Origin of the sequence: Sphingomonas sp. H160509, assembly GCF_024124765.2 — a bacterium.
Lineage (GTDB): Bacteria > Pseudomonadota > Alphaproteobacteria > Sphingomonadales > Sphingomonadaceae > Sphingomonas.
The window spans coordinates 297,628-322,709 of record NZ_JAMXSR020000002.1 but is presented as its reverse complement, the minus strand read 5'-3'; the positions used below and the strand labels follow the sequence as shown (position 1 = coordinate 322,709).

The window sequence follows — 25,082 nt, the reverse complement described above, 5'->3', positions numbered from 1 at the left end:
TTGTCGCTTCTGGTACCTGACCATAATTTCCGGTGCGAGGCAATGATCGCAGAGGAACGACACTTGAAGATTGGCATTCTTGGGACAGGGCATATCGGCAAGACACTCGTCACGAGGTTGAGCGAGGCGGGCCATGAGGTGAAGGTGGCCAACTCTCGCGGGCCCGAGACGATCGATCCCGAGCTCCTGTCAGCCGGCGCCCGCGCCGTAACGACGGAGGATGCGCTGACCGATGTCGAGGTCGTCATCCTCTCGATACCTCTCAACCGTATTGCCGCAATTGCACCGTTGGTGGCTCGCCTGCCTGACGAGACGGTCGTGATCGACACCTCCAACTATTACCCGTTCCGGGACTCCAAGATCCAGGCGATCGAGGACGGACAGGTCGAAAGCCTGTGGGTGGCTGAGCAACTTGGCCGCCCGATCGCAAAGGCATGGAATGCGATCGGCTCCGCCTCTCTTGCCAAGAAGGGCAAGTCGGCAGGGACACCGGATCGGATCGCCATCCCCGTTGCAGCGGATCGTGAGCGCGATCGGCAGGTCACGATGGAGTTGGTCAGCGATACCGGCCTGGATGCCTTCGATGCCGGCTCGCTGGCGGCCTCGTGGCGTCAGCAAGCCGGCGCGCCAGTCTATTGCACCGACCTGACCCTTGCCGAGATTCCTGCGGCTCTCGACGCTGCGGAGAAGGACAGGCTCCCCAAGCGCCGGGACCTGGCGGTCGCGGTGATGCAAGAGCGCTTGGGTGACGGAACCACGAACCCTGACGAGGACTGGGGCGTTCGCCTCGTCCGCGCCATCAACATGTAAACGCCGGCCGAACCGCTTCATTTCAATAGCCATCATCTACCAGAGGATCAGACCATGACCCGCGTTGTACGCTTTCACGAATACGGCCCCGCAGACGTGCTGCGCATCGATGACATCGAGGTTCCTGCACCTGCCGCTGATGAGGTGCAGATCGCAGTCAGAGCGATCGGCTTGAACCGCGCAGAGGTAATGTTCCGCAACGGCGCTTACCTGCAAGAAGCGGAGTTCCCCTCGCGGCTGGGCTACGAGGCCGCAGGCACGGTCAAGGCCATTGGCAGCGACGTGTCTGGTTTCGCGGAGGGTGACGCCGTCAGCGTCATCCCGACGCTCGATATGTCGCGCTGGTCGACCTACGGCGAGATCATCAACATCCCGGCGCGCTACGTCGTCAAGCACCCCGCCGCCCTCTCATTCGAGAAGGCAGCAGCCTCCTGGATGCAGTATGTCACCGCCTGGGGTGCGCTTATCGATCAGGCGAAGGTCACCGCAGAGGAATTCGTCATCGTGTCAGCCGCATCGAGTAGCGTTGGCATCGCGGCGATCCAGGTGGCTCGCAGCGTCAAGGCGACGGTGATTGCGACTACCCGTACGAACGCCAAGGCGCAGGCGCTGACTGATGCCGGTGCTCATCATGTGATCGCCACCGCCGACGGCGACCTCGCAGCGCGTGTAAAGGAGATCACCGGCGGAAAGGGTGCCCGCGTGGTGTTCGATCCGATCGGGGGTCCTGCCATCGCCCAATTCGCCGAGGTCATGGCCGTGGGTGGCATTCTGCTGGAATACGGTGCCCTAAGCCCGGACGACGGGCCGTTTCCGCAATTCGCAGTGCTGGGCAAGAGCCTGACGATCAAGGGCTACCTCTACACCGAGATTGTCGGCGATGACGACGCGCTTGCGCGAGCAAAGGCGTTTATCACCGAGGGTCTAGAAAGCGGCAAGCTGGACCCACTGGTCTCGCGGACATTCCCGTTCGACCAGATTCAGGGAAGCGACCCGCTTCCTCGAGTCCAACGAGCAGATCGGCAAGATCGTCGTGATTGTCTGATCTGTTATCGGGAGGGCTCTAAAGGTTCTCTCGATATAAAATGGGCGTGGCAGTCGAGCGACTACGACTGCCACATCAGCGTTCGAGCTGAACGAACGGCACCTTCTGGCTTTGGGTTTGCTCATCGAACGACAGCTTTTGAGCGAAGGCACCCTGCCTTCCGGCTTCCGGCCAGACCCACAAGTGGACACTCATACCTCTTCCCGCGCTTCCCAACTTCGGACGTTGGTTCATCTTGCGAATAACCGGTTTTAAAGCCCGGCTATCCGCTCGCGAATGTCGTGATGTGGGAAGAATAACGGAATGGCCGCCTATTGTTTGAAAATCCGACGTTCCGACGCGTGAGATGCCGCGCTCGATCTTTGTCGTTTCAACACGTCGGGTATCTGACAAAGAAGGGCGGGCAAACCCAAAAGGACCAACAACAGGATTGACCACCTTTCGAGATGCCTGTCGCGTTCGGTTATTTCGACGCAGTAAGGTCCCGAATACACGCGCCCGCAAAGCCAATCGGCAGGAATGGCCGCCAACGGGGGCCTACGGCCACCACCGGACGGTTTTCCATGAGATAGATGTTAGCTGCGAACGGCGCGAACATCATCGAAGTACAGGCGGCTAAGATAAGTCGACGCTTCACGACAATCTCCCTGCACTGACGGTGTGCGTCACCGGACACACGATCAACGTCCGTTATCGGGCAGTTAGAAGTGCGGTGTCAACGTCCATGATTGGGCGAACGTGCCCCGCCTGAGACCTTCCGGCCAGACCCAGAAGCGGTCGTTCGGCGACGGCTGCAGCGTTCCCAGCTTCAGACACTCGTTCATGTCCAGCCGTTCAGTTTAACTGCTCACCTGGTTGCTCCCAGGTGCAAAGCTTGCCAGTCTCGCTGTTAGGTTGAGGGAGAGCAGCACCGTGTCTCGTTTCATGATGCTGGCGGTCGCCATCGCCACCCTGTCCCTCTGCATCCTGGGCACAGAGCAATCCGACGCTGAGCGAGGCGGAGCGCGGTATCCGGCGCGACGATGGACCGGCGGTCCACCTGCGCATTGACGCACTCGACGTGCGCACGCACCTCGTCGGCCGCATCGCCGACGTTTCGGTCGAGATGCTAATCGGCTCGGACGACGCGGACGGGCATGAGGCGAACCTCGCACTGACGCTTCCCGCCGATGCTGTCGTTACCGGCTATGCGCTCGACGTCGGCGGCAGGATGATCCCCGGCCAGTTGCTCGAGGCGCCGAAGGCACGCAACGTCTATGAGGACGAGGTGCGTGCGGGCATTGATCCCGGGCTGGCGGAGGTCGTCGGCAACCGATTCACCACGCGCATCTTTCCCGTGGACGCTGCGCATTCCCGCCGCTTCCGACTGACCTTCGTCGCGGCGTTCGACCCGGCCGTGGGGCTGGTGTTGCCGTTCGCGCGCGACACGGCGATCGGGCGGGTAACGGTGGCGGTCAATGCCGACCGTTATGCCACTGCGCCCTCCGTCCGCTTCGCCGGCCAGCCACTCGGCCTGACGCGGAGCGGTGAGAGCTGGCGGGGGGAAGCTATGCTCGGCCGTGCGGTGGTGCGTGAGGGGCTGACGATTACCGGCGGCACGGTTACCGCACCGATGGTTGTCACGCACCATCCGGGCGGGCAGGCTTTTTTCGCGATCGCCGACCGCGCAACGGGCGAGCCTAAGCCGTCGGCGCGTGGCGGACGGCTGCGCGTCTATTGGGACCGCTCGCTCTCCCACCGCGCGGCCCGGACCGATCTGGAGGTCGACGTGCTGGTGCGCCTTGCCGAACGGACCGCGCCCGCTGCCATCGACCTCATCACTTTCGCGAGCGACCGGCCGCAGGTCGCAACGATCGCGAACGCTGCGGCTCTGCGGGCGGCGCTTGCTCGCGTCACCTATCGCGGCGGCACCTCGCTCGCCAAGCTCGATGCGCTGGCACTGCCCGCGGCGACGCGATGCGTGCTGGTGTCCGACGGAGAGGTCACGATCGATCGCGGCGCCACCTTTGTGCCCGATTGTCGGCTCGCAGCCCTTACCGCCGCACCAAGCGCAAACGGCGCACGGCTCGGGCGGCTAACACAGCGCACGGGCGGCGCCGTCGTCCGCCTGGCCGCCGGCGGCGAGGACAAGGCCCTGGACAGCCTCAGCGCGGGCGAAGCGACTCCCGTCTCTGTCCGCGACGCGGCTGGACGGCGGATCGACGCACGCGCCATGCCGACTGGTCCGGGCCAATGGCTTCTCGTGGGGCTAATGCCGGCTGCGGGGGACGTGGTGGTGCGGCTCAGCGGCGGTGGCGAGCGGCGTTACAGTGTCGGGGCTGCATCGATCGCCACCGAGGGACCCGCGGCGCTCTGGGCCGCGGCGCGTGTCGCAGAGCTCGCGGACGACCCTGCACAACACCCCGCCATGGCGAACACTGCACGCCGTTATCAGGTCGCCGGCCCCGGCATGTCGTTTCTGGTGCTGGAGCGCCCCGACCAGTATCTGCGCGCCGACCTGACCCCGCCGGACGGCTTCAGCAAGGAATGGCTGGCGCAATATGGTGAGGCCAAGCGGGGTCGGGACAACGCGCGTCGCGATGCCCGGCAAGCGCGGCTCGACTTCGTACTCGGCCAGTGGCGCGACCGACGCGCCTGGTGGAACACACGCTTCGTGCCGGCCTCCCGCGATCAGGCGAAACGCATGCGCCGCGACGAGGTAGGCGATATGGCCCCCTCCTCCGCCCCCCGCCTCCGCCGCCTCCGCCGCCAGCACCGTCGCCTCCTTCGCCCACGTCCGAACCGGGCCAGCCGGCTGTCATGACGCCGCCGCGCATGATCGCGGCACCCGCCCCGCCTGTCGCCGAGAAAAGCGGATCAGGCAACATCGTCGTCACCAGCGCCGTCCGCCAGGATCTGCTTTCGACCGCGCAGGAGCCGCCTCCCGTTGCGATAAAGCTCGACATGGCGGACCTGATTGCTAGGCGCCCCTATATCGCTGCGCTCGACAATGGCGCCCCCCGCCGAGCGATTTGCCGTGCTCCTCGAGCAGGAACGTCAGTACGGTTCCGTGCCGACTTTCTACCTCGATACGGCAGAGTGGTTCCGGCTGAAGGGCGATGCGGCCACCGCCGCGTTGCTGCTGCTGTCCGCCCTGGAACTGCCAAGCAGCGACGACGAGACGCGTCAGATCGTTGCCTTCCGCCTCGAGCGCGACCGTGCCTTCGATCGCGCCGTCGAGCTCACGGAGCAGCTCGCCGCCGCCAATGCGGAGTTCCGGCCCCAGCCGGACCGCGACCTCGCGCTGGCGCTCGCTGCCCGTGGCCGGGCTGCCGGCCGAGCGGGACGAGGCGACCTGGAGCGCGCATTCCAGCTTTTGGTCGACACCGCCCTGAACCCCCGCGTCGGGCGACTTCGACGGAATAGAGGTGATCGCTCTGATGGAGGCGAACGCGCTGGTCGTGCCGATCAAGGCAGCAGGCGGGCGCTGGACGCTCGATAAGCGCCTCGTCGGCCTGACCGACACCGATGCGCGCATCGTGATCGAATGGACAGCCGACGACGCCGACATCGACCTTTGGATCGACGAGCCCAATGGCGAGCGCGTCATGTATTCGAACAAGCGGAGCAGCGCCGGTGGACAGATATCCAACGACATGACCGACGGCTATGGGCCGGAGGAATACGCCATCCGCCGCGCCCCGGCCGGTCCGTACCGGGTGCGCATCAATGGCTACGACGCCGACCGGATCAATCCGAACGGCCCCGGTCACGTGCTGATCCGCCTGCAACGCAACTTCGCGCGCGCTAGCGAGGCGCAGGAACTGGTCGATCTCGACCTATCGTTCCAGAACGGGCGGGATCGGGACAACGAAGATGACACGAAGCCAGTGGCGACCCTGCGGGTCGGAAGATAACCCGCGTTGGCGAGACCAGCTCTCCAGCGCGGGCAAAACGACCTGTAGATCGCATGTGGCCGAGGAGGGATTCGCGAAGGCCTGACGAATGTCGGCGCATTGACCAACAACCGGTCATTCCCGTGCGACTATCGGCTTCCCAACTTCCGCCATTCGTTAATGTGCCAAACTGATCGCGTTTCAGTCCAAAGATGGGGCGCGACCTTTTCAGAACTGAGAGGAGAGCCGACTGGCGGCTTTTGAAACCTCAGCACCAGTGAGATCACGACAGCTGTGATGAGGTGGAGCGTGATTAGCCCGGCGGTGAGCATGTGGCCACCTTGCCAACGGCGAAGCACGCGAAGGGGCAAAGGCTCAACCGCGCGCGCCCTACATCGCCCACAAGATGGCAGAAACGAACGCCGATCTGATCCACAGCGCTGTGAGGGGCTACAGCTGATACTAGAGCAGCCCAAGCACAAAGCTGCGAGGGCGTGGTGGCGGCGAGCATCGACCAGCCCTTTGTAAATCAGTGCTTGGCTTAGGGGGAGCTGTCCCGCCTCACCCGCACCGACCAGCGAATTCACTTTCAACGGGCGGCATGAAGCAACCGTTGACGAGCGGCATAGGACGCCGCAGTTTCACGCAGCCCGGCCCCCGGGTAGGAGAATGCCAGATGCGTAAACTGATGTTCGCTGCCGCTTCGCTGTCCTTGCTCGTCGGGGCGCCCCTCGACGGCCGCACCGTGCAAGGACGCCAAGGGGCGCTTCACCAAATGCCCCCCCGAAAGCACCGTCTAAGACCGTTCGGTGCAAGGCTGCCAACGGCAAGTTCGCGAAGTGCGGAACGCCGGGCGCGAAGCCCGTCTGAATCCAATGGCGGCGCGGCTCTGGACCTACAACGCGCCGCCATAATCCTCAGCTTGGACGTCTTCTTCCGGTTCAAGATCGTCCTCTCCATCAAGAGCATCGAGGTGATCGATAATAGCCTCGACCAGGTCAATCAATGCGGAGCGCGGCAGTTGAAGGATCAGCTCCCGTATGTCCGAAAGCGTGGTCGATGGTCGAAGGAGCGAACGGGAAGCCATCAGATCAACCCGGCCGAGCGCATGCTGACACACCCTGCCTTCGAAACGATCACATGATCGTGGACGGCAATCTGCATTGGCGCAGCGGCGCGACATATCGATCTCGTAAGGGCGAGGTCCGCGGCGCTCGGTTCAGCGTCGCCGCTAGGATGGTTGTGCACCAAGATCATCGCCGCAGCGCCCAACTCAATCGCGCGGGCAATAACCTCCCGGACGTGGACCTGCGTGTTGTCGACGGTTCCCCGCCATAGGATCTCGTCGCGAATCAGACTGTTTCGCGTGTTCAGGTATAGAGCGCGGAACTGTTCGGTCGTGTCGTAGCCGATGTCGATGCGAAGGTAGTCGAGTACGCTGGACCAATTTGCGAACAGCGGCCCGGACATAGCTTGCACCTTCAAGACGTGAAGCGTCACTGCTCTTATCGTCTGCAGGTGACGGACAACCCGCTGATCCCCGCCAACTGCACGTAGTTGACGGACACGACCGCCCGAGAGCGCAGCTTAAAGAGAGCCGAATTCTTCCATCAACGCGCTTGCCTGCAAGACATGCTCGTCGCTCAACGGCTCGAGAATGCGTTCTAGCAGGCACCGGCAGCGGCCCGTTGCTCCCGATGACGATGCCGATAAATTCCGACGAGCAGGATCACCAGGCCTGGGTAGGCCGGTGCGGTTGTGATCAGGGCGTATCCCAACCGCCATAAGTCAGGATTTACCAGCTTGCAGAAGTGCCCGAGCACGGTGATTGCTTGAAGCGCTGCAAGCGGAATGGGCCAACCTCGATCCGCTCGTACAGCGATGATGGCCAAAGCAGAAAGGAGGCCGACGTCGATAAGTACGACGCCGATATCCAGCGAAGAGTACCTCACCGCTGCGTTCGAACGATATGCGATAGTGAGGGAGTGCCGCCACGAGCAGAGACAATGCGGCTTGCTTTTCGGGCAAGCCGCCTCGCCAGCGCGCGCAGACACAAGCCGTGATCAGAAGTAGCCAGAATATTGCAAGCTTCCACTGCATCGCCAAATTGAACATTCTGATGGATGATGGTCAAGCAACCGACTTTAATACGGCGCTCGTAAATGGCTCGTTCGGAGGACATTCGTCACCGCCATAGGACTTGATGCCGATCGACGCGGGGATTGTAGCGAGCAGTTGGTGCGCGTTTATCAAAGCAGCTCTGGCCTTCAGCGCGTGAAAGGTGGCATCGGTAACTAGCGCGAAGGCTTCGGCCCCGGTGTCAAGCGGTAGCCCAGCCGCGACGCGTTGCTCGATCATTGCGGCAATGCACCGAGCTCCCAGAATCGCCGTCTGTTCGGCAGCGTGCTCCGTGGGAAGAAATGCGGCAGCAACCGTTTCGACGGCTAGACGACGTTCGTTCAGCATGATCGTTTCCTCACCGGGCGGTCAGGGCGCGCGGCGTTAACGGTGGACGGTCGGTTCGAGCCAATTCGCCAAGCGCTGCACGGAGTCCGACATCGGCAGTGCCGCAACTGCAATGACCGCGGTTGTCGCGGTGAGCAGCGCTATGCACAGCAAGCGTTGGATGACCGTTAGTGGATAGCGATGTAAGTCCTCCCCTACCGATCGAGGTGCCTGACGCGGTTCATAGATCCCACGTTCCTCCTGCACACCGTCGACCGGTATGGGGGTGAAGAAGCGGTATTCCAGATCGGGAACCATAGCCTGCGGGGGGCTAGCCTCTATCAGGTCAGGTAGCTCAAACTCTCGCAACGCTCGGGCGGCAACGAACCGGGAGCTGATGCCGAGCGCCCCCATCGCTGCCTTGAGGTGATTGCTTACGGTTTGAGGGCTGATCCCCAGTTCTCGTGCAATCTCCTTCGTCGACATGTCTTTTTTTGACGAGCCGGAGACATTCCCGCTGCCGGGGGTTAGCGATTTGAGCGCATCGATGTTCATGGTTTGATAAGGTACAAGGTGTTCTGGGACTGCACATGACACTTGAAGAGCATCATGCTGCAAAGCGATCAGAACTGGAAAATGCGGTCTCACGAGCACTGACCTTGGCCGATGAGCTAGGCCTGTCCGACGTCGGCATTCAACTTGACGGAGCGCTCACTCGACTTACCTCCGTCAAGCCCACCGTTTCATACGAGAGCCGCGCTACGCATTGATGAGCCGGGAAGCCTTCAACCGAAACCGAATAGTGCGGTCCCCGCGACTAACGTTAGAAGGCCCAGGATAGCGGCTCGCCGTGCGATCCTATGCCAATCGATCGGGGGGCAGCGGCGGCGATCCGCGCTTCCCAATCTCCCGCCAGTTTCTCGCTTGAGCGCGTCACAGCGAAGTTCCTCCTCAATCCGTCTGTCGTCCACGCTCTTGCTGATGGTGCGCCGGCTGGGCGGCCGGCGCCTCAGACTTACCTTTTGGTCGGGACCAGCGCGTTTGCAGCCGGGGCCACAACGACCATTGGCGCCGCAGCTGGAACGACGGCCACCGATACGTCCTCGTCGATAAATGCGGTCACCGGCGAGCCGAGCGGAATGTCGGCACTCGTTCCGGTCATGAAGAAACCAGCGACCGGGATCAGCACTGCGGCGCCGACGACGCCGGCGGTCCCAGTCTTGCCCTTGTCGTCGATTGAACCGCTCATGCGGATCTGCCGGCCATTAGCGCGTACATACAGGACGCGTCCGTTGATGCGGCCGGACTTGCCCCACATGCCTTTGTTGCGCACTTCGGTGATCTCGCCCGTGGCAGGACTGCCGGCCGGGATAACGACGTTACCGTCGATCATGACGGCTTCGGCGGTCTCCATCTGGAAACGCTGGCCTACCTTGAGCTTCTTGCCCTTCGTGGTCAGTCCTTCGGCCATCTTCAGCGGAACCGAGGTTCCAGCACGAAGCGTTCCGGACGTGGTAGCAGCGGTCGCGATTGGACCAGTCTGCGCCTGAACCGTAGGCGCAGCGAAAGTAAGCGCGCACGCGAGCGCGCCAATTGTAAATTTCATAAGATAACCCCCTCCTGATTCGACCTCCCCAGGCCGATCGTCGAAGCCTGTCGCCCAAGTCACTCGCGGTCAACGACAAATACATGTCCAAAATGAATGAAACGGCTATCGTAGACTGAGACGTGATGCGCGCCTGTGTCCTACGCACTCCAATCGTATGCTTGATAAATACATAGATATGAATGCCTGGATCTACGATATGGTTGGTAGTTATCGCCGGCCTAATGTTCGAGACCGTGAGCGCCACAACGGTAACGAACAACGTCAACGGCAGCCCACATTCTCAGGCCATTGGCCCTGATCCGGACAAAACTTCTATAGCGAGCGACACGGCAAGCGTCAGGTAACTCGACTGCGACTGATGCGGGCCTCGGCCCACGCTGGCGCATTTATGACGAACCATTTTTACAATGATCGAGAATGATCCCAGTCGCTGTTGCCCTTCGCTGTACGACCGATAGCGTCATTCTAGGGGGAACGGTCTTGAACATGAAACTCGGAGCGGCACTCGCTGTACTACTCGGGATTAGCGCGACGTCGACCGGCTACGCGACATCCGGCGGATTGAACGCCCAGGGGTGCCACAATGACCGTAAAGGCGGGACAGGCTATCACTGCCACCGCGGACCATCGCCGAGCGGAAGCGGAACTCCGCGGCGTTCGCTCGGACTCTTGTCCAGCGGCGGAAGCGGAAGGGCATACGCCAACTGCAGCGCAGCACGAGCTGCAGGCGCTGCGCCAGTCCGCGCTGGCGATCCCGGCTATAGTCCAAGGCTCGACCGCGACGGTGATGGAATCGGCTGCGAATAGACGTCTTACGACTATTCTGCGATCACTGACGCACGGCTCGTCGTCGAAGGCGTCCACTCCGGAACTTGCTGGTCTTGGCGAAGCCGAAGTCGCCGCCAATCTAGCGCATCATACACCGCAGCTGCGCTGGTTTCTCCGGCTACTGGAAGCGCAGAGGCCGCCTCGCGAAGGAACCGCGATCGCAACGCTTCATTCTCGAGGTATGCCATTTCCCACCATCCGATGATGCTTGCGCGCGCACCTCTCATCGCGGCCGCGGACGGTAGCCGGTCCCGCTTTTCATGGCGGTTGATCCGCGGCTGGGCTGGCATGAGGTTCCATAGGTCCCCACACGGCCAGACTGCCCACGGCAGGCAATGATCAACGTCGTAGCCACGGATACGCAATCGCTCAGCGGTCCAGACACAGCGGACACTCTTGCCCTGCTCAATAAGCTTGCGCACAAGGTCTCGACCGAAGGTTGTCGTCCGCCCCGGTTCGATCCAGGCCAATGCCCCCTCGACCGCCCCTGGACCGACTTCCAAGCCCATCCGATCGCCGTAACTGCGCGTAAGCCGGCTCCATTCGGCAACTAGCATCGGATCGATCCATGACGAAAAACGAGACATCGCGCGCCAGAGATGCCCGGGGATCTCGAGCAGTCCCCATCCACGCAGCGTTTCAAGGTCGAGTATTGTCGAGACCGTTCGCCCCGGACGCGCCTTGGTCACACCGAACACAGGCGCACCGCCATTTGGATAGCGCGTGAAGTTGGCGGGCATCTTCGCGATCGTGTCAGCTGCGTGCGATATCGCAGACATCACCGCGAGCGCCCCTTCCGCGTCGAACGTCGCGCCCACGCGTAAATCCGCTTGAGCAGCGTTGCGCGCCAACAATGCTTCAAAGCCATCCTTGGCGAAGCTCAGGCCGACCGTACCGCGGTTACCCGGTGCTTGAGGGAATCCGCCACGCACGAGCGGAAGATACATTCGGATCCAGTTTAGTGCCACGAGGCCAAGCGGCACCTCGACAGCGTCCCGGCCGTCCGGCGCTGGCGTCGCCGCGGCGGGGGCGTACTCGGCAACACGAGTGACCGCGCGGAGCAGAGCCAGTTTGTAGGTCGACGACTTCCCATCCGACAGCACGATGCCGCGGACAAGTGGCAGTGCGCCCGTGCCGTCGTCCGGCATGCGCATTGCCATAACGTCCCATATTACCTCGGGCCTGCCGCCCTGGTCCGCTGATCGCGACACACGCAGCACCTCCAGCCCGTACGATCGTGCAAGGCCTTCAACCTCCGTCGTCGAGGTAGGGTGCATCTCCATGCCCGTCGGTGCCGGCCCGTTGCGAAGCGTCATGATGAGCGTTCCGCCAGGCTTCATCAGAGTAGATATCTTGCGAAAGGCACGGGTCCGGTCTGCAGGCCCAACGTGTTGCCAGACAGCCGACAGCAGGACGAGGTCAAAGGAAAGCCCGAGCGCATGCGTCCGCTCAAGCCCGGGCAACGCGTCGTCGACCCAGCGGATACCGGCATCACCGTGTCGCTCCGCGGCAAACCGCCTCATGCCAGCTGCGGGTTCGGCTGCTACCACTTGATAGCCTAGCTCACCGAGCCAAGCGGCATCGCGTCCGGTACCTGCGCCAATATCAAGGGCGATCCGACCTTCCGCGGGTCGAGGCAAGGTCGAAAGCACGTCGGCCAACATCGCTTCGGACGATACTGCCTCATAGCGCTCCGCCAATGCATCTGCATGCTCGTCGTAGTTGGATATCACATCGGTCCCTGCCGCCATCAATCAAGTCCGGCAAAGCGTGCGCGATGCCGCGCAATGTAATCCTGGCGCGGATGCAGGCGTGGATCCGTAGGCAGGTGCACGCGCTCTCCTGGAGCAGGGAATAGCCGGATCAGCTCGGAAGGCACTTTGTTGTGCGAGACCAGCAACCGATACTCATTATCCAGGCTGATGAGATGGCGATCGAACAACCAGTGGGCGGTTGCGGAAAGCGCGAGGCCGTTTTGAACGACGTCGGGACCGCCTTCGGCAACGCTCCAAATATGCGCAGCCTGCGCCTCGGCCTTCCCGCCGCCATTGACCATTCGCAAGCCTGTAACGGCGCAACGGCTGTCATAGGCGTCCAACACGTGACCTCGGAAGGCGGCATCACGCACCTTGCGGTTCACGAGAAGCTGCGCAATCCGACGCTCCCCGGGCGGCTCGGCAAGCAAGGCCGCTGTCGATTCATCGAGATATCGCGAATCCAGCTCTAGCCTCACGGCAGCCTCCGGGGACAACGTGTCAGTTAGGCCCCGGTCCACGATGATCGCGAAGTCGGTGTCGTCGAGGGCGCGAACCGATCTCCCCCGCAGAGCCCGCCCAGCAATCGCAGGGCTGTCCAGCTCACGCAGCATGCGCTCCAGAAAGCGGCCGTCCGGATCTCGATATGGCACGGGACGATCAAACTCGAGAAAGTCATCTATACGCGCATAAAAGAGACGACTGTCAGCGGGATCCGCATCAATCTCACGTACGCGGCCCACTCCAATGTAAGCCATGCGGCCGCCTCCCGAGCCGGTCTCGCGGTAGACAATCCAGTCGCCGATACACGCCTCCGCTGCGCGCAGATAGATCCGCGGAAAATGGTATCGCTCGGCGATAAGGTCGTCATAGCGCGACGCGCCGCTGATCTCGAAAATACCCTTCATCGGATCATGCTGGCCGTTCATCGGCCTCGCGGCAATCGGTTATCGGGAAGACCTTCACCTACCTTCGGTTCGTCTCTACCTGTCACAGCCGTCGCGCGATGCTACACGCTGTCGCGATGAACCTCGTACCGCCTTCTGATTCGAACGATTACGTCCAGCTTCTCGATACGTTGAAGGAGCGGATCCGGACATCTCGGCTGCGAGCGGCGTTGGCAGTCAACGAGGAACTGATCCTGCTATACTGGGAAATCGGCCGCGACATCCTGGACAGGCAGGACAGCGCTGGGTGGGGCGCCAAGATCGTCGACCGACTTTCAACGGACCTGAAACACGACTTCCCAGAGATGACAGGCTTTTCGCCGCGGAATCTCAAATATATGCGGGCGCTGGCCGAGGCCTTTCCCAACCGCGAAATCGTGCAACAGGTCATTGCACAATTGCCTTGGGGGCATGCCATCACGCTGGTTGAGGCAGTCAAGGATCGAACCCAGCGTATCTGGTATGGCAAGCAGGCGCGAGAGCATGGCTGGAGCCGCAAGGTTCTCGCGTTCCAGATCGGTAGTGACCTATTCGCGCGCCAAGGCAAGGCTCTTACCAATTTCGAACGCACCCTGCCCACCCCTCAATCGGATCTGGCGCAGGCGCTTATCAAAGACCCCTACAGCTTCGACTTTCTGGGGCTCGGCCCCGACGTTTTGGAGCGCGAGTTGGAACGCAGCCTGCTAGATCATCTGCGATCCCTGATCCTCGAGCTGGGCAAGGGCTTTGCGTTCGTCGGCAGCCAATACCACCTTGAGGTCGCGGGGCAGGATTATTATCTCGACCTACTCTTCTATCACCTCCAGCTGCGCTGCTTCGTCGTCGTCGAGCTTAAGATCGAAGAGTTCAAGCCCGAGTTTGCTGGCAAAATGAACTTTTACCTATCGGCAGTCGATGATCTGTTGCGCCATACCGACGACGCTCCAACGATCGGGATCATCCTCTGCCAAGGCAAGAATGCGGTGGTAGTCGAATATGCACTCCGAGACTCTGTAAAGCCGATGGCTGTCGCCGGATACACTCTTTCCACGGCTCTCCCGGCTCCACTACAGGCGGCTTTGCCGACCGCTGAGGATCTGGCCCGTGAATTTCCTTTGATGTCACTTGTGAAGCTTCGGATCGACATCGAGCGGGAACTCCGAGCGCTCGCCGACGAGGACAGTTTTCCAAACGACCACCCGTTGGAGCTGAAGGAGCTTGTCCGCGCGAGCGAAGCAGTGCGCGCTCTACCCTCTACCGAGGCCTTCATGGCGATCGTAAGGAGCCTGAATGAAGCGGCGCACGGCATCGATATCGCGAAGGACCAAGCGGAAATCGCCACTGACGCCGCAACCCGCTTTTTGACCGACATCCGCACCTATCGCGTCAACCGTTAATCTTTGTGCCTACCCCCTGCGGAGAAGAATATCAGCGAGAGGCAATCGAACGCCAATGGCCCATGATACAGCACGCGCTGCCAGCATCACGAGCTAAAGATGGTGTATCGCGGCGGCTGCATTTCGACAGCAGATGAGATTTGCAGCCCCTTCACGTACGATGCCTGGATCGGGGTCGACCTGACCTCGTGCATCGAGGGAAGGAGTGAGAGCGATGACGCATTTCGTGGGTCTGGACGTCTCGGTGAAGGAGACGTCGGTGTGCGTGGTAGACGATGCGGGCAAGGTGGTGTGCGAGCGCAAGGTACCGACCGAACCCGATGACATTGCCGTGCTGTTGACGTCGGTCGGTGGCGATTATGTTCGGGTCGGGATCGAGGCCGGGCCGCTGTCGCAGTGGTTGGTCAATGGCCTTAGCGAGGCGGGGCTGCCGGTTATCTGCGTCGAGACCCGCCACATGAAGGCGCTGTTGCAGGCGCAGCAGATCAACAAATCCGATCGCAACGATGCCCGCGGGATCGCCCAGATGATGCGGGTCGGCCTGTTCAAGCCGGTGCACGTGAAGACGCTGGCCGCGCAGGAACAGCGGATGCTGCTGACCAGCCGCAAGCTGGTGCAGCGCAAGCTGATCGACATCGAGTCCGACATGCGCGGCACGTTGCGCAACTTCGGCCTCAAGGTCGGTGTCGTCAGTACGATCGGTTACGAGGCCCGGATTCGTCAGCTGGTCGAGAGCTTTCCGAGACTGGCGGTGATCGTCGAGCCGTTGCTGACGGTGCGGCGGGTGATGCGCCAGCAACTGGCCACCCTCCACAAGATGCTGCTCGACACGGTCCGGCATGATCCGGTCTGCAAACGGTTGATGACCGCGCCCGGCGTCGGCCCGGTGGTGGCTCTCACCTACCGTGCCTCGATCGACCAACCTCAGCGCTTCGTTCATTCCAGAGCGGTCGGCGCCCATCTCGGGTTGACGCCCCGGCGACATCAGTCGGGCGAGGTCGACTATGACGGCGGCATCTCCAAGTCCGGCGACACCATGCTGCGAACGATGCTGTACGAAGCGGCGCAGATTCTGATGACCCAGAGCCGGCATTGGTCGTGGCTTAAGGCCTGGGGGATGAAGGTCGCCCAGCGCCGGGGTATGCGGCGCGCCATTGTTGCCGTTGCGCGCCGCCTGGCCGTCGTCCTCCACCGCATGTGGACGGACGGCACCGACTTCCGCTGGGGAAGCGAACCCGGCACCGCGATCGCGGTCGCCTGATACGATCTCAGAAAGGAGCTTTCACGGTTCTGCCTCGGCAGGAAGAGGTCCTCACGGGGACGAAGGTGGTATGAGATCGTAGCGTCCGCAGCCCTGTCGCCAGCGACAAGGGCGTCCAAAAGATTGATCCACACCGCTTTCTCTTACCCCATCATGGGGCGGCTACGTGCCGACCCCGGAGAGAAGCACGAACCCCGTGTGGCGATCTCAAGCCCGGTAGAAAAACAGTATTTGTATTTTCGTCGCCTACCAATTCCTCAAACCGGCGCACTCGCGGCGGCGGAGAGTGGTCTGCGCCTGTTGACTCAGGCCGCGATAGAGAAGCGGACGCTCAGCGTCCTTCTTGTGCTTCCCAAGTTCGGACATTCGTTCATGGTTCGCAACTGCCCAGCAACGCTAATAAACGGTCAAACTGACGGCTTTGCTGCTGGGCTTAACGCAACCTCTCGAACGGCAGATTCGCCGCAAACTAGCATCCGGTGTTCGTCTGCCCGACGACGCGTGATAGAACCCGGTGGCGCGATCAGGGGGTAACCTTAACCATGATCACCCCATGCGCTGGCACCAGTGCGGCGTATCGGTCAGTAACCTTGCCTATCGAGCGATGGCTCCACACGTCGCGTACGTCTGCACGGACCGAGCGGGTCAGACCTATTTCCGGCCAATTGACCTCGATCTTGGAAGGACTTTCGGAGCGGTTGAATAGTATCACGGCCCGGCTTCCATCGCTCAACGGCTTCGACCAGACCTCCAGATCGCCATCATCGCGTATACGACGACCCTGCTGACCCAGAGGGTCCTGATTGACCGCGATTACCTCCTTGTTCAACAAAATGTCGCGCGTTGCTGCACTCATGTTGGTGATATCGTTGCCGGCAATCAGTGGTGAAGTCATCATCGCCCACAGACTAAAATGGGAGCGGTACTCGGTATCGGACATTCCGCCGTTGCCGACCTCGAGCATGTCGGCATCGTTCCAGTGCCCGGGCCCCGCATACGGATAAAGCGGCTCGTTCGCGTCAACGATGTCGACCATACCGATCGACCATTTGTCCCGCCCCTTCCAGGCATCGCGGATATCGCTGGTCGTGCGCCACGAGTTGCCGATCTTCTTGCCCCATTCCCACGGACGATTGTTGCCCCATTCGCACATCGCCAGAAGAACCGGCCGCCCCGTGGCTTTGAGGGCATCCGACATGAGCGCGTAGGCGCTCTCGGCATTCAACGTGCCAGTCGAGCACCAGTCATACTTTAGGTAGTCAACGCCCCACCGAGCGTATGTAAGCGCGTCCTGATATTCATGTCCCAAGCTGCCGGGTTTTCCGCCACAGGTCTTGGCGCCGGCATCGGAGTATATCCCGAACTTGAGGCCGCGAGCGTGGACGTAATCGGCCAGTGCCTTCATGCCCGATGGAAACTTTTCTCGACTTTCCGTGATGAAGCCGGTGGCATCGCGCTCACCGTGCCAGCAGTCGTCGATGACGACATACTCGTACCCCGCATCGCGCATGCCATTCGTCGCCATGGTGTCGGCGATGCGACGCACCGTCTTCTCATCGATGTTGCAGCCGAACTTGTTCCAGCTGTTCCATCCCATCTGCGGCGTTCGTGCCAACCCATTGGCCTTGCGGTTCGGGTCCAACGAAGGACGCAGCGTGTTTGGATCGACAAACTGATCCTGGGCGCGCGCCACGCCGACCGCAAACGGCAGAAAGGCAAGTACAACTAGATGCGCCAGCTTTTTCAAAAGTACTTCCTAATTAGAGCAATACGTCAGATCATTCGTTTGGCTATGCCGATTGCGTCTTGATGAGTATCCCGTCCGACGGCAGGATGCGGTCGAGAAAAGGAAGGATCGCGGCGCCTATTGCCGGACTATCTCGCGAGAGACTCGCCCGAGCGATCGGCGCAATTATAGGGATATTGGGTGCTGCCGTTCGCAGTTTTCGGTAGGTATCCGTAGCGAGCTGATCGAGGATATCGTCCGGCAGCCGCCCTCCAACGAGAACAATCGCTGGATTGACTAGGCAGTTCACGGCCGTCAGCGCTGGCACGAGCGCGTCCGATGCGTCGTCGAGCCAAGCGGCAACGTGCGGCTTGAACGCTGCGGGAAACGGTTGCGTTGGATCCATACCCGCCGGGTCCAGTCCTGCAGTCTCCAGATAGCTCGACAAAGCCGACAGGGAGACGACGTCCTGCAGGATCTTGTTTGGATCCCCTGGCGAGCGGCAAGAACCCGATTTCCCCGCCGCGGGCGTTTGCCCCGCGATAATAGGCGCCGTCGATCACGACTCCACCGCCTAGCCCCGCGCTGACGAGAATATAGAAAAAGTTCGCATGGTGCCCGTCGCCGAACTGTGCCTCGCCGATGGCTGCTGCCGCGGCATCGTTGTCGATGTGTATCGACCAGGGGACGATAGGTGCGAGCATCGCCTGGATATCGACATCGCTCCACTGCTCGTACCCGGCCGGGCGATGCGGCAGGTCGACACGCCCGAGGTCGTCGGGAAGTGCCACACCCATCCCAAGCACCCGATCCAAGCGTATCGCATCGGTACCAACGATTGCCGCGATCCCCTTTTCGACGACCCGTACGACGTCGTCGGGCGACGCGAATGCGATCTGCTGGGTAAATCGAGAGCGCACCGTGCCAGCTAGATCGAGTGATACCAACGTAACATGATCGCGATCAATGTTGAGGCCAATGGCGAAGCCCCCCTTCCGGATTTATCCGGAGGCGGGTCGCCGGTTGCCCTCGACCGCCCAAGCGTCGTCCGGCATCGATCACGAGTTCGTTCTCGAATAATCGCCCTACGATGTTGGCGATCGTCGGCGCGGTTAAATTGGTCATCACCGCGATTTCGTTTCGCGTGATGTCAGGATTACGCCGAATGATCTGCGTGACGACGCGCTGATTATAGTCACCCGCACGTTCCAGGTTTGTGCCCGACAGGCTTGGCCCAAGCCTGACAGATCGGTCGTCTGCGGTAACGCTGCCGCTAGCCGATCTTCCTGAAACTTTGAAATTCGAGGGCTTATCCATTCGCGGCAAAGTTCATTGACCGGGATGCGGGAGGAGCTGACGCGGGGGCAAAGGACTTGAGAAACGTCTCGTGCGGTTCGGCAAGCGCAACGGCGTCACGTATCGAACCCTTCATCCGTTCGAACGCTGCCTCGAGATCTGACAGGGAGAAATGATCCGCCAGCGGGTCATGCGCAGCGGCATCAATGCCAAATCCGGCATACATGGAGAGCCAACTTGGGTCCTGAAACGATTCCCATTCATAGCGCACGAGGTGTCCACGAGCCTTGAACAATTTCAGCTTGCGCTCCAGCTGCTCTGGGAGCGCGGTGCCTCGGCAGCGATCCCACATCGGCTCACCCTGCCGACCATTGGCAAAATAGTGCAGGACCAGGAAATCGCGGATCCGCGCATATTCGAGGCCCGTGGTCCGATTATACTCATCCGCCAGCGCCGGATCAAAACTCCTATCAGGCAGCAAGGCGAGTAACTTCTCCAAGCCGGTCTGGATGAGCGTGATGCTCGTCGATTCCAGGGGTTCCATAAATCCCGCGGCGAGTCCGAGTGCGACACAGTTCCCTTGCCAGAATGCGGTCCGACGACCGGTACGGAAACGAATCATATTAGGCTCGGCCAGCGCTTCGCCTTCGAGCCGACCTTTCAAAGTCGCAACGGCCTCGTCATCCGAAATGTGGCGGCTCGCATAGACATAGCCGTTACCGACCCGGTGCTGCAGCGGAATCCGCCATTGCCATCCGGCAGTCAGTGCCGTGCTGCGCGTATATGGGGTAAGCGGTTCTGCTCGTTCGCACGGCATAGCGACCGCGCGATCGCACGGAAGCAGGTTCGTCCAATCCTCGTACGGTACGCCCAGCGCGTCGCCGAGCAATAGCGACCTAAAGCCCGAGCAATCGATGAAGAAGTCGCCCGCGATCGTTTTGCCACACTCGGTATCGACGCTGGATATGAATCCCGTAGATTGATCGACAAGAACATCGGTGATCGTGGCGTCGATGTGCTTGACGCCCCATTCGCCCGCCTTTTTTGCCAAAAACTTGGCAAACAGGCCTGCGTCGAAATGTACGGCCCAGTCGAAGAACAGCAGGTCATGCACCGGACTGTCGGTCGGTCGCATGAACAGGTTTCGCTCGGCAAGCGCGGTTGCTAGACAGAATTCGGACAACGGCGTAGGTCGCCCCGCTGCATTCAGTTTGCGCCAGTAATGATGGAACGCCACCCCTCGCGATCGCATCCCGTACAGACCAAATGGGTGGAAAAATCGCTCACCCTCGCGCTTCCAGTCGACGAACTCGATCCCGAGCTTCACTGTGCCCTGCGCAGCCGCCATGACGTCCTGCTCGGTGACGCCGATCTCCCTAAAGAAATCCCGAATGCCGGGAACGGTCGCCTCACCGACCCCCACCGTGCGGATATCGCTGGATTCGACGACCGTGATTGTCACGGACTGACGATCGAGCCTGCGCGCGAGGAGCGTCGCTGCCATCCACCCCGCAGTGCCGCCGCCCACAATCACGATCGAGCGTAGCGGTCCTGAGTTACGCGTTGTTCCTGCTCCATCTGTCACGCTCGACTACCCATCCCGTGCGTTGTCATGCAAACACCCGCCACCCCGCAACAGGGTGGCGGGCGCTTACAGTCTCACCTGCAGATCAGAACTTGAAACGCGCGCCCGCCATGAACCGGCGTTCATAGATGTTGTTGTACGCTTTCTCATCCGGGAAGGTCAGATAGTATTTCTCATACTCGCCGGTCAGGTTCGACCCTTGCGCGTACAGCGTCAGATTCGGCGTGAAGTCGTAGCTGATCGATGCATCGATATAATTCGTCGGCTGCTGATACAGTTCGAGGCCCCGGATGCCGCCGAAATCCTGCTGGACCGCGCGCTTCGAACGGTAATTCCAGGCGACGCGAGCCTGGAAGTGATTGTCCTGGTAGAAGCCGGCAAGATTGGTCTGGATCTTCGAATTGTCCTGGAACGGGATCGAGTCGCCCTTCAAATCGACCGCGCCTGAATCGGAAGGCGAATAGGTGATGTTCGCGTCAATGCCGAAGTTGGAGAGAACTGTCGGAATGAAGCCGAAGTCGTTGAACGACAGCTTTGCACCGGCTTCGACACCCTTGAGCGTACCGCCGTCACCCTGAACCGGGGTGCTGATCGACACGGTCCGGTTGCGAACCACGCCGTCATTGTCCGGCAGGTCGGTTCGGACGATGTTTCCAGACTGGATGAAGCTGGCGACGTCGATGTAGAAGGCGCCCACGCTCAGCAGGCTGCTGCGTCCGATATAATATTCGAGCGAGCCTTCAACGTTCGTGGCGCGCCAGGGATCGAGCTGCGGATTGCCGTTCGAACTGCCGCCAGTGACGCGGAAGACGGGCGATCCCGGGTTGCTTGTGTCGATCGCGTAGTTCGGATTGAGCCCGCCACCCCATTGGTTGAGATCCAACAGCGTCATCGTCTTGGAGTAGGCGAGGCGCAGCTTCAGGTTGTCGGCAAAGCTGAACGCCAGGTTGAATGCCGGCAGGAAGTCGGTGAAGCTCCGCTTGGTCTCGACCGTGCCGTTGACCGTGTTTGCGACGCCGTAGGGGGCGCGGCGAACCGGTCACGAACTGGGTGATGTCGAGTTTGGTGTTGATGACCTTGAGGCCGGCGTTGCCGGATACGGGGATGCCGAACACGTCACCCTTGACGTTGAGCTGTGCGTAGCCCGAAATCTGCTTTACGCCGACGTTGAAGGACGCACCCGGGTTTTGAATCTCGACATTGCCAGGGTAGAAGCTGTTCTGGAACGCCAGCGCGTTGTCCATGACCTTGGGATCAAGCACGTAGATTGGCGGCAGCCCGGCCCCCGGCAGATTGAACTGCTTTACCTGGCCGTTAAAGATCGGGTCGCTGGCCTTGCGGACCACGCCCGATGTGTAGGGCCTGAAGCCTGGGGTATCGAATGTGCCGGAGCCGGCGTAGCAGGATTTATCACTCAAAGGCACGTCGAACGCCTTCCACTTGACCAGGCAACCGCCCGGCTGCGACGCTTGCCCTGCATACAGCGGTGCCGCCCGATCGAACTCGAAGTCATCGACCGTGCGCTCGCTGTACCGGCCACCGGCGCTCAGGCTGACATTGTCGTTGGCCTCGTACGAAACGTCACCTCGGATGATCTTCAAGTCGCCCTTACGGCGATAGTTACCCTCCGAAGACGTGGTCTTCATCGCGTAGTTGTCGATGTTGCCAAGTGATGTCGTTAGCTGCGACGGCAGGGTGAACACCGGCTGGTTCCCGGTGAAGTCGACCGTCGCTGGCAACGATGCCGTACCCGCGATCGTGTTGACCGCATAACCACCCGGATTGAACGCGACGTCGCCGGTCGGATAATGACCGATCCCGCCCGGCTGCCACTGCGCGCCGTTCGATGGGCTGAACTGCAGATAGCTCTGATCGTAGTTCGAATAGGCCTTGCCGTAGACACCGCGCAGGCTGGCTTTGAACCGGCCGCCATTGTCGTACTTCAGTTCTGCATTGTAGTTCTGCGACTGAGACTTGAACTTGTCATTCTGTGCGTAGGAATCGAAATTTCCCAGGTCATAATTATAGACCTGCGTTGTGTTCAGATCATAATCGCGCGTCACGCCACCGTTGCTAAGCGACACGGTCGAGCCGGTGTTACGCGACTGACCTGGCACGAATTCACCGGCCTGCCAGTTGACGTTCTGCATCTGGATGCCGGCGGTGCGATCATTCTCGTTCTGGCGCGTGAAGAATGCATCGGCATTCAGCGTCAGGGCGTCGCTGATCTCCCACTGCGCCGAGGCATTGATGCCGATCCGCTCGCGCTGGTTGACCTTGTCCCAGGCGGTGAAGCCCTGAGGAACGATGAAAGCATCGTTGGCATCGCCGTCACCATTTACGTCGCGGCCCGTCCCCACGATCGTCCCCTTGGGACGATTCGCGGGTGAGAAGCCGTTGCTGAGGTTGACGTCGCCAGTCGGGTTGGCCGCAGTATTGAACTGCTCGTTGTGCAGCGCGGCCCCGTAGCCTTCCTGAATCCCGTTGTGGGAGTTCGAAAGATGCAGGTTCGAATAGGCGCCCGACACCAGGAACCCGAACTTCTCGCCCCGGAAGCCGAACAGCCCGTTCAGGTTCGGATCGAACTCCTTGGTCTTGTCGCCATAAGCGCCCTCGGCAGCGGCAGCGACGGTGAAGCCCTTCTTCAGATCGAACGGACGGCGCGTGCGCAAGTTTACGGTGCCGGTGATGCCCGCGTTGAGCAGATCGGCCGTGCTCGACTTGATGACGTCCGCGCCCGCGAACAACTGCGACGGGATATCGTTGAAGTTCGGCTGGATCGTCGTGATCGACTGAGCGCCAAGATAGGCCTCGCCGTTGAGCAACGTCGTAACCTGCGGCAGGCCACGAATGTTGATTGCCGCGCCCTCACCGGCATCACGGCGGATTTGCACGCCGGGGATACGCTGAAGCGAGTCCGAGATCGTCACATCGGGCAGCTTGCCGATGTCTTCGGCCGAGATGGAGTCGGTGACCGACGCGGCATCCCGCTTGAGGTTGACCGCACGCTGCTGCGATCCGCGAATGCCGGTAACGACGATGTCCTGCGTTTCAGCAGCGGCGTCGCTAGCGGGAGTGGTTGGGGACTGCGCTTCGCTTGTCTGATCGGCAGCAGCCGCTGACGGCGATGCGGCTTGATCGGTAGGTGCGTTCTGCAGCACCCCCTGCGTCGTGGACGTTTGCTGGGCGAGTGCGGTGCCACTGCTCACCAGCGCCGTCACGGAGGCCGCGACCATCAACATATTCTTGGAACGTGCACGCAACATTTCGACCGTCTCCCTCAGCACCCGAAATCGCCAGAAACTGGCGAACGTTTTAGCATGCTAAGATCGAGCCGATCGGCGACTCATCGCCCCACCCTCTCCTGCCTGCCAGTCGCAACTTTCCGTTGTCTCGACATCGCGTGTTTAATGGTCCGGTGGATCCGGTCAATAACAAAATCAATTTGCGTTTATAACAATCGCTGGCATGTTTGCTTGACGATGGCCGGGCAGCGGTCACGCGACTTAAGAGAGGAAGATTGCCTTGCAAAACAGTATCGCTGCTCGGGCTATCGAGCCGCAGCCAGCACCTCTACCGGCTTTAGGTATCGACTTTGGTGGCACCAAGATCGAGGCCGTCTTGCTAGGCGCAAACGGTGAGACGCTGTGGCAGCAGCGGGTCCCCAATCCCGGCACGTATGATACCGCGGTAGCCACTATCGCCGAGTTCGTCGTGGCTGCCGACATCGCGGGGGGGCACGGCATGTACCGTCGGTATCGGCGCACCCGGATCGCCGTCGCCACGTACCGGCGTGATGCGCAACAGCAACTCTCTTTACCTGAACGGTCGATCGTTCTCCGAAGACCTCACCGCTGTTCTCGGCCGACCGGTGCGGCTGGTAAACGACGCGAACTGCCTCGCGCTGTCCGAGGCCACCGATGGCGCAGCGACCGGTGCGAGCAGCGTGTTCGCGCTGGTGATCGGTACGGGCGTCGGTGGCGGCATCGTACTCTCGGGTGCGTGTCTCGACGGCGCCCACGGCATTGCCGGCGAGATTGGGCACTTACCTCTACCCTGGCCGCGCAGCGACGAACTGTCTCCGCCGCCATGCTGGTGCGGCCTGACGGGGTGTATCGAAAGCTGGGTTTCCGGCACGGGTCTCGCGCGTGCGGCCAGGACAGAACATGGTCTGTCGCTCAGCGCCCCCGAGATCGTTGCAGCCGCCCGCGCCGGAAATCCCGCCGCCCGAGTTGCACTGGATGCGTATATTGACCGTCTGGGACGCGTACTGGCCATGGTTGCCAACCTTCTCGATCCCGAAGTCGTCGTATTGGGCGGAGGCATGTCGAACGTCGCCGAGATCTATGAAGAACTTCCCGCTATCGTCCGTCGCCATGCCTTCTCGGACCTATGGGAGGGTCGTATCGTGCCCGCGCGCTGGGGCGATGCATCCGGTGTGCGTGGTGCTGCACGACTATGGACGAGGGACGCCTGACCGACCCAAGGTCTGGCACGATAAACATAAGAACCAACCGGCCGGTAG

21 protein-coding genes and 4 pseudogenes are annotated in these 25,082 nt (G+C 61.3%); 9 read left to right on the top strand and 16 right to left on the bottom strand.

Translation table 11 applies throughout. The features are described from left to right. Positions 1 to 42: 42 nt before the first annotated feature. The 3 genes from NHF48_RS03225 (at position 43) to NHF48_RS03215 (ending at position 4,658) form a co-directional block, all read left to right on the top strand. Positions 43 to 810: an NADPH-dependent F420 reductase gene (locus NHF48_RS03225; RefSeq protein WP_263817015.1), complete on the top strand. Its 768-nt coding sequence runs from the start codon at positions 43 to 45 to the stop codon at positions 808 to 810. A 54-nt stretch (positions 811 to 864) separates the two neighbouring features. After that, complete coding sequence (locus NHF48_RS03220) at positions 865 to 2,100, top strand: zinc-dependent alcohol dehydrogenase family protein (protein WP_253070211.1); 1,236 nt, start codon at positions 865 to 867, stop codon at positions 2,098 to 2,100. An 815-nt stretch (positions 2,101 to 2,915) separates the two neighbouring features. Then, the gene (locus NHF48_RS03215) at positions 2,916 to 4,658 is read left to right on the top strand and encodes a VIT domain-containing protein (RefSeq protein WP_253070210.1); all 1,743 of its coding nucleotides are present in this window, start codon (positions 2,916 to 2,918) and stop codon (positions 4,656 to 4,658) included. A 156-nt stretch (positions 4,659 to 4,814) separates the two neighbouring features. Here the strand turns inward: NHF48_RS03215 and NHF48_RS03210 are convergent, their stop codons facing one another. Beyond that, positions 4,815 to 5,306, bottom strand: coding sequence for a hypothetical protein (locus NHF48_RS03210; RefSeq protein WP_253070209.1), 492 nt, complete (start codon positions 5,304 to 5,306; stop codon positions 4,815 to 4,817). Between NHF48_RS03210 and NHF48_RS03205 the strand changes: the two genes are divergently transcribed. Continuing rightward, on the top strand, positions 5,263 to 5,751 hold the full coding sequence (locus NHF48_RS03205) for a YfaP family protein (RefSeq protein WP_253070208.1): 489 nt from the start codon (positions 5,263 to 5,265) through the stop codon (positions 5,749 to 5,751). The genes NHF48_RS03210 and NHF48_RS03205 overlap by 44 nt on opposite strands. An 874-nt stretch (positions 5,752 to 6,625) precedes the next feature. Here the strand turns inward: NHF48_RS03205 and NHF48_RS03200 are convergent. The 5 genes and pseudogenes from NHF48_RS03200 to NHF48_RS03180 all read right to left on the bottom strand — a co-directional run bounded on the left by NHF48_RS03200 (position 6,626) and on the right by NHF48_RS03180 (position 9,781). Continuing rightward, entirely contained in the window at positions 6,626 to 6,817 is a 192-nt protein-coding gene (locus NHF48_RS03200; protein WP_253070207.1) for a hypothetical protein, read from the bottom strand. After that, positions 6,817 to 7,251: pseudogene (locus NHF48_RS03195) on the bottom strand (JAB domain-containing protein); the annotation flags it as partial. The gene NHF48_RS03200 and the pseudogene NHF48_RS03195, both read right to left, overlap by 1 nt. A 609-nt stretch (positions 7,252 to 7,860) precedes the next feature. After that, the gene (locus NHF48_RS03190; RefSeq protein ID WP_253070205.1) at positions 7,861 to 8,196 is read right to left on the bottom strand and encodes a hypothetical protein; all 336 of its coding nucleotides are present in this window, start codon (positions 8,194 to 8,196) and stop codon (positions 7,861 to 7,863) included. 36 nt (positions 8,197 to 8,232) lie between these two features. After that, complete coding sequence (locus tag NHF48_RS03185) at positions 8,233 to 8,730, bottom strand: helix-turn-helix domain-containing protein (RefSeq protein ID WP_253070204.1); 498 nt, start codon at positions 8,728 to 8,730, stop codon at positions 8,233 to 8,235. Between the two features lie 460 nt (positions 8,731 to 9,190). Beyond that, entirely contained in the window at positions 9,191 to 9,781 is a 591-nt protein-coding gene (locus NHF48_RS03180) for a hypothetical protein (protein WP_253070203.1), read from the bottom strand. Between the two features lie 420 nt (positions 9,782 to 10,201). Here NHF48_RS03180 and NHF48_RS03175 point away from each other — a divergent pair, with 420 nt between their 5' ends. Further along, positions 10,202 to 10,591 (top strand): excalibur calcium-binding domain-containing protein, encoded by a 390-nt coding sequence (locus tag NHF48_RS03175; protein ID WP_342454557.1) that lies wholly within the window; start codon positions 10,202 to 10,204, stop codon positions 10,589 to 10,591. 11 nt (positions 10,592 to 10,602) lie between these two features. Here NHF48_RS03175 and NHF48_RS03170 read toward each other — a convergent pair whose 3' ends face one another. Both NHF48_RS03170 and NHF48_RS03165 read right to left on the bottom strand, forming a co-directional pair. After that, complete coding sequence (locus NHF48_RS03170) at positions 10,603 to 12,276, bottom strand: methyltransferase domain-containing protein (RefSeq protein WP_253072321.1); 1,674 nt, start codon at positions 12,274 to 12,276, stop codon at positions 10,603 to 10,605. 86 nt (positions 12,277 to 12,362) lie between these two features. Continuing rightward, the gene (locus tag NHF48_RS03165) at positions 12,363 to 13,295 is read right to left on the bottom strand and encodes an HNH endonuclease (protein WP_263816676.1); all 933 of its coding nucleotides are present in this window, start codon (positions 13,293 to 13,295) and stop codon (positions 12,363 to 12,365) included. Between the two features lie 95 nt (positions 13,296 to 13,390). Between NHF48_RS03165 and NHF48_RS03160 the strand changes: the two genes are divergently transcribed. Both NHF48_RS03160 and NHF48_RS03155 read left to right on the top strand, forming a co-directional pair. Continuing rightward, positions 13,391 to 14,689 carry a PDDEXK nuclease domain-containing protein gene (locus tag NHF48_RS03160; protein ID WP_253070201.1) on the top strand — a complete coding sequence of 433 codons (1,299 nt, stop codon included), beginning with the start codon at positions 13,391 to 13,393 and terminating at the stop codon, positions 14,687 to 14,689. Positions 14,690 to 14,903: 214 nt separating this feature from the next. Next, positions 14,904 to 15,950 carry an IS110 family transposase gene (locus NHF48_RS03155; protein WP_056059438.1) on the top strand — a complete coding sequence of 349 codons (1,047 nt, stop codon included), beginning with the start codon at positions 14,904 to 14,906 and terminating at the stop codon, positions 15,948 to 15,950. 523 nt (positions 15,951 to 16,473) lie between these two features. On the opposite strand, the gene NHF48_RS03150 is transcribed toward NHF48_RS03155, so the two are convergent. From NHF48_RS03150 to NHF48_RS03120, 7 genes and pseudogenes are all read right to left on the bottom strand, one after another. Then, positions 16,474 to 17,697 (bottom strand): alpha-galactosidase, encoded by a 1,224-nt coding sequence (locus tag NHF48_RS03150; RefSeq protein ID WP_253070200.1) that lies wholly within the window; start codon positions 17,695 to 17,697, stop codon positions 16,474 to 16,476. A 43-nt stretch (positions 17,698 to 17,740) separates the two neighbouring features. Continuing rightward, on the bottom strand, positions 17,741 to 18,124 hold the full coding sequence (locus NHF48_RS03145; RefSeq protein ID WP_263817048.1) for a hypothetical protein: 384 nt from the start codon (positions 18,122 to 18,124) through the stop codon (positions 17,741 to 17,743). 106 nt (positions 18,125 to 18,230) lie between these two features. Next, positions 18,231 to 18,596 (bottom strand): annotated as a pseudogene (locus tag NHF48_RS03140) (ROK family protein); the annotation flags it as partial. A 43-nt stretch (positions 18,597 to 18,639) separates the two neighbouring features. Then, entirely contained in the window at positions 18,640 to 18,801 is a 162-nt protein-coding gene (locus tag NHF48_RS03135) for a hypothetical protein (RefSeq protein WP_253070198.1), read from the bottom strand. 184 nt (positions 18,802 to 18,985) lie between these two features. Beyond that, positions 18,986 to 20,500, bottom strand: a complete 1,515-nt coding sequence (locus NHF48_RS03130) for a tryptophan halogenase family protein (protein WP_263817013.1) — start codon at positions 20,498 to 20,500, stop codon at positions 18,986 to 18,988. A gap of 142 nt (positions 20,501 to 20,642) precedes the next feature. Beyond that, the gene (locus tag NHF48_RS03125) at positions 20,643 to 21,518 is read right to left on the bottom strand and encodes a TonB-dependent receptor domain-containing protein (protein ID WP_342454717.1); all 876 of its coding nucleotides are present in this window, start codon (positions 21,516 to 21,518) and stop codon (positions 20,643 to 20,645) included. Positions 21,519 to 21,633: 115 nt separating this feature from the next. Then, positions 21,634 to 23,793: pseudogene (locus NHF48_RS03120) on the bottom strand (TonB-dependent receptor plug domain-containing protein); the annotation flags it as partial. A 289-nt stretch (positions 23,794 to 24,082) separates the two neighbouring features. Here NHF48_RS03120 and NHF48_RS24590 point away from each other — a divergent pair. Next, positions 24,083 to 24,220 (top strand): annotated as a pseudogene (locus NHF48_RS24590) (hypothetical protein); the annotation flags it as partial. On the opposite strand, the gene NHF48_RS24585 reads toward NHF48_RS24590, so the two are convergent. After that, positions 24,182 to 24,367 carry a hypothetical protein gene (locus tag NHF48_RS24585; protein ID WP_342454556.1) on the bottom strand — a complete coding sequence of 62 codons (186 nt, stop codon included), beginning with the start codon at positions 24,365 to 24,367 and terminating at the stop codon, positions 24,182 to 24,184. The pseudogene NHF48_RS24590 and the gene NHF48_RS24585 overlap by 39 nt on opposite strands. On the opposite strand from NHF48_RS24585, the gene NHF48_RS03115 reads away from it, so the two are divergent. Further along, on the top strand, positions 24,354 to 25,034 hold the full coding sequence (locus NHF48_RS03115; RefSeq protein ID WP_253070197.1) for an ROK family protein: 681 nt from the start codon (positions 24,354 to 24,356) through the stop codon (positions 25,032 to 25,034). The genes NHF48_RS24585 and NHF48_RS03115 overlap by 14 nt on opposite strands. Positions 25,035 to 25,082: the final 48 nt, after the last annotated feature.